The organism is Pseudomonas sp. BYT-1, from assembly GCF_023611805.1.
Taxonomy (GTDB): domain Bacteria; phylum Pseudomonadota; class Gammaproteobacteria; order Pseudomonadales; family Pseudomonadaceae; genus Aquipseudomonas; species Aquipseudomonas guariconensis.
Window position 1 is genome coordinate 2,216,412 of record NZ_CP072559.1, and the last position, 13,635, is coordinate 2,230,046.

General features: G+C 64.8%; 10 protein-coding genes. 8 read left to right on the forward strand and 2 right to left on the reverse strand.

The genetic code is table 11. The annotated features are described in order from the left end of the window. The first annotated feature begins 59 nt into the window (after nt 1–59). From J5X93_RS10240 to J5X93_RS10265, 6 genes are all read left to right on the forward strand, one after another. Entirely contained in the window at nt 60–563 is a 504-nt protein-coding gene (locus J5X93_RS10240; RefSeq protein WP_043215909.1) for a hypothetical protein, read from the forward strand. A gap of 128 nt (nt 564–691) precedes the next feature. After that, nucleotides 692–3,382, forward strand: coding sequence for an RHS repeat domain-containing protein (locus J5X93_RS10245; RefSeq protein WP_250034812.1), 2,691 nt, complete (start codon nt 692–694; stop codon nt 3,380–3,382). A 117-nt stretch (nt 3,383–3,499) separates the two neighbouring features. Continuing rightward, the gene (locus J5X93_RS10250) at nt 3,500–4,615 is read left to right on the forward strand and encodes a DUF1214 domain-containing protein (RefSeq protein ID WP_182818619.1); all 1,116 of its coding nucleotides are present in this window, start codon (nt 3,500–3,502) and stop codon (nt 4,613–4,615) included. Further along, nucleotides 4,612–5,787 (forward strand): sulfotransferase family protein, encoded by a 1,176-nt coding sequence (locus J5X93_RS10255; protein WP_182941113.1) that lies wholly within the window; start codon nt 4,612–4,614, stop codon nt 5,785–5,787. Before J5X93_RS10250 ends, J5X93_RS10255 begins: the two co-directional genes overlap by 4 nt. 30 nt (nt 5,788–5,817) lie before the next feature. Continuing rightward, the gene (locus tag J5X93_RS10260) at nt 5,818–6,606 is read left to right on the forward strand and encodes an SDR family oxidoreductase (RefSeq protein WP_182818625.1); all 789 of its coding nucleotides are present in this window, start codon (nt 5,818–5,820) and stop codon (nt 6,604–6,606) included. A gap of 11 nt (nt 6,607–6,617) precedes the next feature. Further along, nucleotides 6,618–7,583 carry an acetyltransferase gene (locus J5X93_RS10265; protein WP_182818628.1) on the forward strand — a complete coding sequence of 322 codons (966 nt, stop codon included), beginning with the start codon at nt 6,618–6,620 and terminating at the stop codon, nt 7,581–7,583. A gap of 77 nt (nt 7,584–7,660) precedes the next feature. On the opposite strand, the gene J5X93_RS10270 is transcribed toward J5X93_RS10265, so the two are convergent. Continuing rightward, nucleotides 7,661–9,043, reverse strand: coding sequence for a DUF1329 domain-containing protein (locus J5X93_RS10270; RefSeq protein ID WP_043215152.1), 1,383 nt, complete (start codon nt 9,041–9,043; stop codon nt 7,661–7,663). A gap of 24 nt (nt 9,044–9,067) precedes the next feature. Beyond that, entirely contained in the window at nt 9,068–10,645 is a 1,578-nt protein-coding gene (locus J5X93_RS10275) for a DUF1302 domain-containing protein (protein WP_102082467.1), read from the reverse strand. Between the two features lie 257 nt (nt 10,646–10,902). On the opposite strand from J5X93_RS10275, the gene J5X93_RS10280 reads away from it, so the two are divergent. After that, nucleotides 10,903–12,636: an FAD-dependent oxidoreductase gene (locus tag J5X93_RS10280; RefSeq protein ID WP_182941109.1), complete on the forward strand. Its 1,734-nt coding sequence runs from the start codon at nt 10,903–10,905 to the stop codon at nt 12,634–12,636. A 2-nt stretch (nt 12,637–12,638) separates the two neighbouring features. After that, complete coding sequence (locus J5X93_RS10285) at nt 12,639–13,517, forward strand: SDR family NAD(P)-dependent oxidoreductase (protein WP_090345687.1); 879 nt, start codon at nt 12,639–12,641, stop codon at nt 13,515–13,517. Nucleotides 13,518–13,635: the final 118 nt, after the last annotated feature.

The window sequence follows — 13,635 nt, forward strand, 5'->3', positions numbered from 1 at the left end:
AGGAACCAAGGCCAAGAGCGGCAACTTCGCCAAGATTGCCGTCTCAGGATTTTTCTGGCATGGCGACGGCTAAGGAGGTGGAAAAAGCAAGAACGGCCGCAGCTTGGCAGGCCAGGAAGGAGCGTTTCGACCATGGCGCCGGCCTCATCATCAACGGTGAGCCAGGTGAAAAACTCAAGCGGGTGTTGCGCGCGCAAGGCGCCAAGAGCATCCATGAAATCGAGGCTGTAGGGCGCGACAAGGAGACCGGGCTGTACGTGTACATCCAGAATGCCGGGATGAAGGGCGGGATGTATCACGTTGTGGGCAAGCACCTAGACGACTTCCATAAAGTCGGGGCCTACAGCAATGCGCAAATCAGAGAATTGGTGATCAGCGCAGTGACAACGGGCAGGCACGTCGCTACGCAAGGGCAGAACCGTCCGGTCTACCAGATCCAGTACGGGGGAAGATTGGTGCGGGTTGCCGTCAGTGTCGCTGCCAATGGGTATGTTATCGGCGCGAACATCTCCAAGCCTGGCGACACGACACGCGCACCGGAGGCTCGGTGGAATCCGCTGTAGGGAACAGGCGCCCGGAGAGAAGGGGGCAAGCCACAAGGCTGTTAGATCGCTGAGCTTTCACCGCGTGTGGGGGTGCTTAGGATGCTGAAAAGGGGCGGGTTATCTCGTAATGACTGAAGGAGCAAGTCTTGAACATTTCCCTATTCAGCAACACACCCACCGTCACGGTGTCGGACAATCGCGGCTTACCTGTACGCAGCGTCGCCTATCATCGCCACCCCGATACCCCACAGGTGACGGACACGCGTATCACCTACCATCGCCATGATGCCCGCGGCTTTCTGACCCAGAGCACCGATCCGCGCCTGCACGAGGCCGGGCTGGCCAACTTCACCTACCTGACGAGCCTGGCCGGCGAGGTCTTGCGCACGCAAAGCGTCGATGCCGGAACATCACTGGCCCTGAGCGATGTCGCCGGTAGGCCGTGCCTGACGCTGCACAACATCAGCGCCGACAAGGACGACCCGCCCGTGACCCGCACCTGGCAGTACGAGGACGCCTCGCTGCCGGGCCGCCCACTGTACGTGACGGAGCAGGTGGCCGGTGCGCCGGCGCGCGTCATCGAACGCCTTCTTTGGGCCGATCCGACACCAGAGGCCCAGGCACATAACCTCGCCGGCCAGTGCATTCGGCACTACGACACCGCCGGGCTGGTGAGGACCGAGCGCATTGCCCTGACCGGCGTGTCTCAGTCGGTCACCCGACAACTGCTCAAGAATGCCGACAGCCCTGACACCCTCGTCGACTGGCAGGGCGAGGACGACGCGGGGCTCGAGCCCGACGCGTACACCACCCAGACCACCACCGATGCCACTGGGGCAGTGCTGAGCACCCAGGATGCCGCAGGCCATAAGCAACGTCTGTGCTATGACGTGGCCGGCCAATTGGCTGGCAGCTGGCTCACGCTCAAGGGCGGCACCGAACAGGTGATCGTCAAATCCCTCCATTACTCTGCTGCCGGCCAGAAGCTGCGCGAGGAACATGGCAACGGGGTGGTGACGACCTACACCTACGAGCCCAAGACCCAGCGCCTGGCCTCCATCAAGACCGAGCGTCAGGGCAGTGGGGCGAAAGTGCTGCAGGATCTGCGCTACGCCTACGACCCGGTGGGCAACGTGTTGAGCGTGCGTAACGACGCCGAAGCCACGCGCTTCTGGCGCAACCAGAAGGTGGTCCCGGAAAACACCTACACGTACGACAGCCTCTATCAACTGGTCAGCGCAACGGGGCGCGAGATGGCCGATCCCGGCGCCACGACCCGCTACACCCGCCGCTATACCTACGACACGGCGGGCAACCTGAGCCAGATCCGCCACAGCGCCCCTGCCACGAACCACAGCTACACCACCGACATCACCATCAGCGCTCGAAGCAATCGGGCGGTGCTGAGCACCTTGGCCAAGGATCCGACCGAGGTCGAGGCGCTGTTCGGCGCCGCAGGTCAGCAAAAGCTGCTGTCACCCGGGCAAACCCTTGCCTGGACACCGCGCGGCGAGTTGCACCAGGTCTCTCCGGTGAAGCGCGAAGGCGGCCTGAACGATCATGAAAGCTACCGCTATGACCATGACAGCCAGCGTGTACTCAAGAGCAGCGTCCAGCAGGCCTCCGGCAGCGTGCAGAGACAATGGGTGCTTTATCTGCCCGGGCTTGAGCAGCGGTGCACGGCAACGGGCGACAAGGTCACCGAAGACCTGCAGGTCATCACCCTGGGCAAGGCGGGCCGTGCCCAGGTGCGGGTGTTGCACTGGACCGCAGGCAAGCCTGCGGACATTGCCAACGACCAACTGCGCTACAGCTACGACAACCTGCTGGGCAGCAGCGCTCTGGAGGTCGACGGCGCGGGCAACCTGATCAGCCAGGAGGAGTTCTACCCCTTCGGCGGGACGGCGGTCTGGACCCATCGCAATGCGGTGCAGGCGAGCTACAAGACAGTTCGCTACTCAGGCAAGGAGCGGGATGCGACGGGGCTCTATTACTACGGCTATCGCTATTACCAATCTTGGGTCGGGCGGTGGCTCAGTGCCGATCCCGCTGGCAAGGTGGACGGGCTGAACCTGTACTGCATGGTCAGGAACAATCCGGTCTCGCGGCTCGACGACCAAGGGTTGGCGGACCGAGATCCGAATGAGGATGACGACGGATTTGTATTGCCCAAGGGCAGGAAGCAAAGGAATCAGCAGCCCAAGCAAAGCATGGACGCAAACACGGGTGCCGCTGCAGGCGGCTCAAGGGCAGCGCCTAATTATGCGCTGAAAGACAGCGCCTCCACCGGTCTGCGTCAATGGGTCGAATCCAGAAATAGCCGTGTTAAATACGAGCCTACCGAGGCAGTGGGTAGAAGACTTGTAAATGTTGGCGGGAAGCAGGAGTTGAGACCTGTTTTTATGCTCACTGGCTGGATTGGAACGGATAAAGACAAAAAAGGAGACAAGTCAAAGGGGGAGGGGTGGAGGCACATCAGAGAAAATCATTACGGTGATTTTGAAGCCGTCGGGTTCACTAAAGATGTAGAAATACAGTCGATCATCATGAAAGCCCTCACTGAGGGAGAGATCGTGGGTCAGCAAGGCAAGGCACATGGACGCGACTCGGCCCGCCCAATCTATAAGGTTGAGGCGGGAGGGAAAAACCACTTTATTGCCATTAGCGTTAGTCCGGATGGGAGCATCATTGGGGCTAATCCAAATGATAAGCAGTATTTGGCGGCAGGCTGGAACGTGGTGTTTCCCTCCAGGCATGAATATTTGAAGGGGGTGCAACAAAATAAAAAAATGCATGAAATATCTAAAAGTTTTTATTACCCAGCATCCAAGAAATAAACCGTTGTATTGACCGCACTGCACAGAGCGCTTTAGTCCGCTCGGACGTAGTACTCCGAGGGTCGCAATTCCTATGGTCTCCCAACCCGCGGCATTCCGCCCCCCAAGGAGACCCTCATGGTTAACGACCCAACCGAGCAGCAGGTGTGCAGCGGTGAAACCTGGAACCGGTTCTGCGAACAGCTAAGGCGCAGCGGCGAGCAGATCCTGCGCGCCGAGGCGCCGGCCGATGCGCAGACCCGCGCCGAAGGCTTTCGCTACCTCACGCGCCTGCTGCGCATCGCCCTGGAGATGCACCTGGAGTTCGCCGACCCGGACTTCCCAGGCTTCATCACACCCTCCCATGAAACCGCCAAGATCGGCGCCGACAACCCCGACAACCTGTACCGCTACGCCCGCCTCAATGGCGCCCAGCGCTACCGCGTCAGCGGCCAGCGCGGCAGTGTCGCCTACTTGAGCTTCGGCACACAAAAAGGCGGTTACGAGACCGACGGCAAGATGATCCAGACCGGCTTCATCGACGCCAGCCAGCTTGAGCTCGATGCCCAGGGCAACTTCGAAATCATCCTCAGCCAGTACCCGCAGGCCAGCGGCAACTGGTTGCGCCTGGAGCCGGAGAGTAACGCGCTGATCGTGCGCCAGACCTTCCTCGACCGCGCCACCGAGCAGCCTGCACGGCTGCACATCGAGCGCCTGGACGCCGACCAGGTGCCCGCGCCGCTGGACCCTGCCTTCCTGCAGCAAGGCCTGCAGCGCGCCGCCTCGTTCGTGGAGAACACCGCACGGCTGTTCGCCGACTGGGCCCAGGGCTACCAGGCCCACACCAATGAGCTGCCGCCGGCCGACCAGGCACTGTGCCAGTCGGTGGGGGGCGACCCGAACATCTTCTACTACCACTCGTACTGGGCGCTGGCTGACGACGAGGCGTTGCTGATCGAGGTCGACCACGTACCGGCGTGCGATTTCTGGAACCTGCAGATCAACAACTACTGGATGGAATCCCTGGACTACCGCTACCACCGCATCTGCCTGAACAAACACTCGGCCCAGTTGGATGACAACGGTGGCCTGCGCATGGTGCTCAGCGCCCGTGACCCGGGCTTGGCCAACTGGCTGCACACCGCCGGTCACCCCCACGGCACCCTGTGCCTGCGCTGGGTCGGCGCGAAATCCCCTGTTCACCCCAGCACCCGCGTCGTGAAGTTGCATGCCCTTGAGGAGCTCGTCCGATGATCAACAGTGAATTCGCCCCAGACCGCCTGCTGGCCGACGCCAGCGCCCGGACCGGCGGCCTGCAGGATTTCGGCCCCGGTAACTACCGAGAGGCCCTGGCAGTACTGGCCCAGGCGCTGGAGCTGGAGGCCCGGTTGTCGTCCGCCGGGCGCGGCATGCTGCGCGAAAAGTTGGTGGCGCAACTGGCCAACCGTTTGGTGGTGGAGGAGCACTGCAAGCGCTTCCCCGAAATCCTGGCGCAACCTGTCGACGACCCGCTGGTGATCGTCGGCCTGCCGCGCACCGGCACCACCTTGTTGCAGCGCACCCTGGCGGTCGATCCGCAGTTCAGCAAGGCCCAATGGTGGGAAACCCGCTACCCGGCGCCCCTGCCCGGCGAAGACCCGGCCCAGCCCGGGGCGCGCATCCAGCGCGCCCGCGCAGAGGTCGCGGCAATGGTCGAGCACCTGCCGCAGTTGCTGGCCATTCACCCCCTCGATGCCGAGCAGGCCGATGAAGAGTTCATGTTGATGGAGCACAGCTTCCTCTGCGCCATGGACTCCTATGTCAATGTGCCCAGCTACACCGCCTGGCTCGATCGCCAGGACCAGACCGAGGTCTACCACTACCTCAAGCGTTGCTTGCAGTTCCTGCAATGGCAGCAGGGCTTACGCGGTATCGCACCGGGCCGTCGCTGGCTGCTCAAGAGCCCCCAGCACCTGCATACCCTGGAGCTGTTGATCAAGGTCTTCCCAGGCGCACAGGTGATCCTCACCCACCGCGAGCCTGCCAGCACCATCCCGTCGCTGGCGAGCTTCATCCATACCCTGTGGCAGCTGTACAGCGACCAGGCCGATGCCGAGGCCGTCGGCGAGCAGTGGAACCGCCGCATGGCCCGTGCCCTTCGTCATGCCATGGCCGTGCGCGAGCTGCTGCCCGCAGGGCGTGTGCTGGATGTGCATTTCGAAGACACCCTTGGCCAGCCATTGGCGGTGGTCGAGCGTATCTACGCGTTTGCCGGCCTGGACCTGAGCGACGCGGTGCGCGAAGCCATCGTGCGTTGGCTGGCCGACAACGGCCGCGAGAAGCGCGCCAGCCACCACTACACCCCCGAGCGCTTCGGCCTTACCGAGGCCATCTTGCAGCGCGACTATGCCCAATACCGCAGCCGCCACCTGCGCGCCCGTGCCTGACACCCTCACAACCAGAAGAAGGAACACTCCATGCTGTTGAACGACAAAGTCGTGATGATCTCCGGCATCGGCCCGGGCCTGGGTATCAAGCTGGCCCTGGAGGCCGCGCGCGAAGGTGCGCGCGCCCTGGCCATCGGGGCTCGCAGCGCCGAGCGGCTGGCCGACGCCCGCGCCCGCATTCTCGCCCTGGGCCACGCTTGCGACGTGCTGTGCGTGCCCACCGACATCACCCAGCCCGAGGCCTGCACCCGGTTTGCCGAAGCCACCCTGCAGGCCTTCGGGCGCATCGATGCCTTGGTCAACAGCGCGTTCTCCCACGGCGGTTTCCAGGCCGTGGAAGAGGCCGACAACGCGCCGCTGCGCGAGGCGCTGGAGGTCAACCTGCTGGGCTCGCTGAACATGTCCCGGGCCGTGCTGCCGGCGATGCGCGAGCAGGGCGCAGGGGCGATCGTGATGATCAACACGCTCGGTGTGCGCAAGCCTTACCCGGGCGGCGCGGCTTACTCGGCGTCCAAGGCGGCCCTGGCCGCCAGCGTGCGGTACCTGGCCTGCGAGCAGGCCGGGTATGGCATCCGCGTCAATGCCCTGGCCTGCGGCTGGATGTGGGGGGCGCCGGTGCAGGCGGTGGTCCGTCAGAGTGCCGAGGCCCGCGGGATCAGCGAGGCGCAGGTCAAGGCCGAGTTCAGCGCGGGCATCCCCGGCGGGCGTATGCGCACCGATGATGAATGCGCCCGGGCGGCGCTGTTTCTGGCCTCGGACTATTCCAGCGCAATCAACGGCGCGCAGCTCGACGCCAATGGCGGCGAAGTGATGTATTGAAGGGGGCGGTCATGATCGATCATTGCGCTTTCAACGGCGACGCCGATGGCCTGTGTGCCCTGCAGCAGTTGCGCCTGGCGGGCGAACTCGACCCAAACGTGCAACTGGTCAGCGGGGTCAAGCGCGACATTGCATTGTTGGACCGGGTCAAGGCCCGCCCCGGCGAGCGGGTGACGGTGCTGGACATCGGTCACGAGCAGAACCGCGAAGACGTCCAGCGTTTGCTGGCCGACGGCGCCCAGGTGCGCTACTTCGACCATCACTTTGCCGGGGAACTGCCCCAGCATCCGGCCTTCGATGCGCACATCGACACGGCGGCGCACGTGTGTACCAGCCTGCTGGTCGACACCTGGCTGCAAGGCAAGGCCCACCGCTGGGCGGTGGTGGCGGCCTTTGGCGATGGCATGGCCGGGCCGGCACGGGCCCTGGCGCAACGCCATGGTCTGGGCGCACCTGAGCTGACGGCCCTGGCGCAGTTGGGCGAATTGCTCAATTACAACGCTTATGGCGACAGCGTGGCCGATTTGCACTTCGATCCGCTGGCCCTGGCCGCCGAGCTGTTGCCCTATGCCGACCCGCTGGATTTCGTGCAGCACAGCGCAAGCTTTGCCGTGCTGCGGGCCGGTTACGCCGCGGACATGGCCGCCGCCGCGGGGCTTTCGCCGTGGTGCGAAGGGCCGGGCATGCGCCTGTTCCGCTTGCCGGAACAGGCCTGGGCGCGGCGAGTCAGCGGTGTGCTGGCCAACGACCTGGCCGCTGCCGCGCCTGGACGTGCCGTGGGGCTGCTCAGCGCCAAGCCTGATGGCGACTGGATGTTCAGCCTGCGCGTGCCGGACGGTGCGCTTTGGTCCGCCGATGCCTTTTGCCGGCAGTTCCCCAGCGGGGGCGGCCGGGTGCGTGCCGCGGGCATCAATCGCCTGAGCCCCGCACAACTGCCAGCACTCGCCCAGCGCCTGGCCGCCTGCTACCCCGGCTGATCCCTCCCACCCCAAAAGCACAAGGCAAAACAAAAAGCCCCGGGTCTTTCGACACGGGGCTTTGAGGTGGTCGCTGCTTAGCGGGTGCCGAGCTTGCGCAGGTTGCCTGGCGTGAATTCGTCAGCGCCGAAGTTGCTGGCGTTGAGCTTGGCCGGGGTCTGGCCGTCGAGCAGGCGGTCGACCATGTAGGACCCGGCGATCAGGTCGTGGTACAGGCCCAGACGGGCATGGAAGCGCTGGATGTCATAGGCATACACCGAGGTCTGCATGTTGGTGCGCCACAGCTGGCCACGGGCATCGTAGTTGTCGGCCAGGATGGCAGCCCAGCTGTCCTCGTCGATGTAGAAGGTACGCTTGGCATAGATGTGACGCGCGCTCGGTTTGAGGGTGGCCTGCAAGACCCAGACGCGATGCTTCTCGTAGCGCATCAGGTCAGGGTTGATGTGACCGGCGGCGTTGATGATATCGGCCTGGCTGACTTGCGGGCTGTCGATCTTGTAGTTGTTGTACGGGATGTAGATCTCTTTCTTGCCGACGATCTTCCAGTCGTAACGGTCGGTGGCACCGTTGAACAGGCGGTCCTCGTCGTACACGCGGAAACCACCGGCACCGGTCGGGGAGTCATAGCCCACGGTCGGCGCACGGCGCACGCGGCGCTGGCCAGGGGTGTACTGCCAGGCCTGGCGCGGCTGGGCGGCGGCGTTGATGAACTCGTGACCGACGACGATCTCACCTTTCTTGCGCACAGGCTCCAGGGTGGTGAGCAGGAAGTCGGTGAACACACCGTTGGTGCTTTGCGCATTCTGCTTGGGGTCGGACCACAGCGAGTAGATCTTGTAGTTGACCTTCTCCAGCACGCGGTTGTTATCGGCGTAGACCACCACCTGGTTGTAGTTGGCCTCCTCGGTGATCGCACGGGCCTGCATGGTGTGGTTGAGAATCAGCTCGTTGCCGTTCTTCGGCACCGGGAAGGGCGAGGCACCGAAGGCGTCCAGGGCGTCGTTGCCGTCGCTGCTGAGCTTGGCGCTGGCGGCGTTGCGGCTGATGGCCGCCTCGGTGTCCGGATCGACGCGAAAATCCCGGTGGCTGGGGTAGACCGGCATCTTGAAGGTGTCGGGATAACGCTTGAACAACGCTTTCTGGCCGTCAGAGAGGTTGGCCGCGTACTGGTCCATGTTCTGCGCGGTGATGACGAACAGCGGCTTTTCGTCGGCATAGGGATCCGGGTAGGGGGTGCCGGGGCCGGCGAATTTCACCTGGGGCGGTGCGCCGCGCCATTTGCCGGTCCAGGCCGGGATGCTGCCGTCGGCGTTGCCGGCGCGCTCGGCGCCCATGGGCGTCAGGTCCTTGCCCAGGGATGCGGCACTGGTGCCGCTGACGTTGGCCTGCAGGGCCAGGCTGCTGCCGAGCAGGGCGACGGCGAGGGTGGTGCGTATCCAGGGATGCTTGAGATTGGACATGTCGATGATCCTCCGTCGGGGGCTTCAGAACCGGTATTTGAAGTTGAGGGCAACGTTGTCGCGGTCGGCCCAGGGCGAGTTGTTGGCATTGCCCAGGTAGGCGCTGTAGAGGGCCTCGACAGTGAAGTTGCCGAGGTAGCGCCAGGTGGTACCGATGCTGGCGCGGTCGTCGCCCTGGCCGTAGTTGATCGAGCCGGTCAGGGCGCTGTCGTGCTGGGCGGCGGTGCTGAAGTTGATCGGCACCGACATGTCCCAGCCACTGAACACGTCGTTGTAGTCGAAGTTGACTTGCACCGTGTAACCCCAGGCATCGCGATCGCCGACCAGCGAGTCGGTGCCCGGCAGCGAGAAGCCAGGGGCCAGGGTCAGCGGGTCGGACTTGTCGTTGTTGAGCACGGTGTTGTAGACCAGCTCACCGGTCAGGGTGGTGTTATCGGAGAAGGCATTGGGGCCGAACACGTGGATGGCCGATACCTGGGCCTGCAAGGTCTCGGCGCGTACCGCGCTGGAGAAACCGTTGTCGACCATCACCGGTTGGCCGTCGCGGTAGCTGACTTCGCCGGCCAGGCTGGTATCGCCGAGCACGGTGGCGAAGCTTGCGCCGTACAGGTCGATGTTGTCGAAGTAGCGCGCACGGTAGAAGCCCAGGTCACTCTGGAAGTCCAGCGTCGGGGTCTTGTCGTGGTAGCGCACGTAGTACAGGCCGAACTCGGTGTTGTTCAGCGACGCTGCGCTGTAGCGCAGGGCCAGGCCGTACTGGCCGCTGTCACTGGGCTCGTCGTCGGGCAGGCGCTTGACGAAGCCGCTGGCATCGCTGTAGCCGCCACGGTCGATGAAGTCGGTGGTGGAGAAGTAGCTGCCGACGCCGAACAACTGTGTCTTTTCCCACTTGTACTGGTAGTAGGCTTCCACATCCAGGTCGTCGGTCAGGCTGAACTGGCCGAACACCTGGCCGACCGGCAGCAGCACTTCCTTCACCTCGACGCCGGGGGTAGTCGCCTTGGTGGCATCCACCGGGCTCTGGGCGCCCGAGACGCCTGGGTAGAACAGGCTTTCACCCCAGCTCACCACTTGGTCGCCCACGCGCAGGTTGAGGTTGTGCCCGGCCATGTCCCAGGTGCCGTAGGCATAGGCATCGAGCAGGCGCAGGTCGTCGCGGTGCTGGTCGACGGTGTCCTTGGGGAACTGGTTCGGTTTGCTGCACACACCGCTGGCGAAGCAGTTGGAGGTACCGGTGTCGTTGTCGTTGCTCTGGTCGTAGGCCTTGTCGTAGAAGCCCGAGGCGCGCATGAACAGGCCGTAGTTTTCCTGCCAGCGCAGGTTGGCTTCGGTGAGGAAACCCACCCGGTCGGTGATCAGGCTGCCGCGGTCGAAGGCGTTGTCGCCGTCGTTGCCGTCGGCGTTGTTCACCAACTTGTGGTCACGCTTCTCGGTACGCCAGGCAAGGCTGTAGGACAACGTCGTGTCCCAATCGATGCTCAGGTCATCGCTGGGCTGGAAGGTCAAGGCACTGGCCTGCTGGCCGAGGCCCCCGGCCAGCAGCAACAGGGACAGACGCACGTACGTGTTAAGGGGTTGGGGGGCGATTGTTGTTTTTATCATTGTCGTCCTCATGCGCGGGCATGCCTGCCCGACCGACGTTCCGGTTTTGGGAGGTGAAGCAGGGCCGACTATGGGACCGGACCCTTGGACCAACATCGTCCAAGTGGACTACGCGCAATCGGTGGTGACCCGCTAGTCCCATCGGACGATGTCCGGTCATGCACCGCGCCAGACAATCGAGCGAGCCCTTGGCCCCGGCCGCGTTCTTCCTTTTCCGGCGCGGGCTTTGGAGGCGTCTGCCCCGAGGAGGTGCGTGCATGATCAGGTGGGACGAATGTTGCGATGTACTGGTGATCGGTTCGGGGGCGGGCGGCCTGACCGCCGCGTTGCGAGCCCATGACCTGGGGCTCGATACCCTGGTGATCGAGAAGAGCGAGCAGTACGGCGGCACCTCGGCGGTGTCCGGCGGGGGGATCTGGATCCCCGACAACCACCGCGTGGCCGCGCTGGGTGGGGCGGACTCGGCCGCCGAGGCGGTGGCGTACCTCAAGGCCGTGACGCAAGGCGAGGTCGACGACGGGCGCATCGAGGCCTACGTCGAGCATGCCCGGTCCATGGTCCAGTACCTGGAGCGCGACACCCGCGTGCGCTTCGAAGCCCAGGCCCACTACACCGACTACTACCCCGAAGTGCCGGGCGGCAAGCCCGGCTACCGTTCCATGGACCCGTTGCCGTTCGACGCCGCGCAGCTGGGTGATGAATTCCTGCGGATGCGCGCACCATCCCCCGGTACGTTGATGATGGGGCGCATGGCCATGACCATGAAGGAAGCGCGGGTCTTGCTGTGCCGAGGCAAAGGCTGGATGGGCCTGACCGCCAAGGTGCTGTGGCGCTACTGGCGCGACCGCAAGGGCCGCAGGCTGTCGCGCCGCGACCGCTACCTGACCCTGGGCAACGCCTTGGTGGGCGCCTTGCGCTGCTCGTTGCTCGACCGAGGCGTGCCACTGTGGCTCGATTGCCGGCTCGATCAGTTGTTGATCGTCGGCGAGCGCATCGGCGGCGCCCGAGTGCTGCGCGACGGGCAATGGCTGAACATCAAGGCCCGGCATGGGGTGATCATCGCCGCCGGCGGTTTCGAGCGGAACCAGGCGATGCGCGAGCAGTATCACCCGCAACCGTCCAATGCCGGTTGGAGCGCCACACCGCCGCACAACACCGGTGATGGCATTCGTGCGGCCGTGGCCGTTGGCGCACGCACGGCCCTGATGGAACACAGCTGGTGGGCGCCGACCGTGCAGGTGGCGGGCGAGGAGAAGCAGCGCGCGCTGTTCGTCGAGCGCAACCTGCCTGGCTGCATCCTGGTCAACTCGGCCGGTGAGCGCTTCGTCAACGAAGGTGCGCCCTACAGCGACATCGTCTACGCCATGTACGCGAACAACCGCGAAGGCGCCACCAGCGTGCCGTGCTGGATGGTCTTCGACGCCCAGTTCCGGCGCAAGTACCCCTGTGGCCCGTTGCTGCCCGGCTATGCCCAGCCGGACTGGCGATTGCCGGCGCATCTGCGCCAGGTGCTGCACAAGGCCGATGACCTGGGCACGCTGGCGGCGCAGATCGGCGTCGATGCCACCGGCCTGGGCCGCACTGTACAGCGCTTCAACGCCATGGCCGCCCAGGGCCGCGACGACGATTTCGGCAAGGGCGAGTCGCTGTTCGACCGCTACTACGGCGACCCCGGCGTGCAGCCCAACCCATGCCTTGCACCGCTGACCAAGGGGCCGTTCTACGCCGTGCGGGTGGATGCCGGCGACATCGGCACCAAGGGCGGTTTGCTCACCAATACGCACGCCCAGGTGCTGCACCAGGATGGCGGGCCGATCCTGGGGCTGTACGCCATCGGCAACAGCGCCGCCTCGATGATGGGCCGCACCTATCCCGGCGCCGGTGCCACCCTTGGCCCGGCCATGACCTTCGGTTACCTGGCGGCCAACCATATCCATGCCCATAGCGAACACAACCAGGGTCAACCGTCCCTGGCCACCACTGGGAGGTAAGCATGCACAACGAAAGGCCACAGGTAGCATTGGTCACAGGCGCCAGCCGCGGTGTCGGGCGCGGTATTGCCCAGGCACTGGGTGAGGCGGGCATGACCGTGTACGTCACAGGGCGGATGGCCGGGCAGGGCGGCTCGACGCTCTATGGCCAGGCCCTGGAGGGTGACCTGCAGGGCACGGCCGATGCCATCGACGCGGCGGGCGGACGGGGTATCGCCGTGGCCTGTGACCATGGCGACGATGAGCAGGTGCGGGCGCTGTTCGAACGCATCGAGCGCGAATGCGGCCAGCTGGATCTGCTGGTCAACAACGTTGCCCATATCCATGACCAGCTGATCGAGCCGGGCCCGTTCTGGGAAAAACCGCTGTCGCTGGTGCGCATCCTCGACGTCGGCTTGCGCTCGGCCTATGTCGCCAGCTATCACGCGGCCCCTTTGCTACTGCGCAGCGGGCGTGCGTTGGTGTGCTTCACCTCGTCCTTCGGGGCCGGTTGCTACATGCACGGGCCGGCGTATGGCGCGCAGAAGGCCGGTTGCGACAAGTTCGCGGCGGACATGGCCATCGACTTCGAAGGCCGTGGCGTGGCGGCGGTCTCGCTGTGGCTCGGGCCGCAGCTGACCGAACGCACGCGCATTGCCGGGGAGCAGCATGGTGAGCAGTACCGTGCGTTCCTGGAGAACGCCGAGACGCCGCAGTTCAACGGGCGCCTGATCCATGCCTTGCTCAATGACCCGCAATTGGCCGACTACAGCGGCCAGACCCTCATCAGCGCCGAGGTCGCCCCACGCTACGGCATCACCGAAGCTGACGGCCGCCAGCCTCCGTCGCACCGCGCCATGTTGGGCGAGCCCCGCCAGCAGCATCCCGCGCGGGTCATCTGAACCCCGGGGCCGCGTTGCGGCCCATCGCAGGCTCCACCAGCGCTCCCGAATCTCGCCCTGCTAAGCAGCACGGTAGCTGTGGGCGTCAGCGGAGCGATGGGGCGCAACGCGCCCCCGT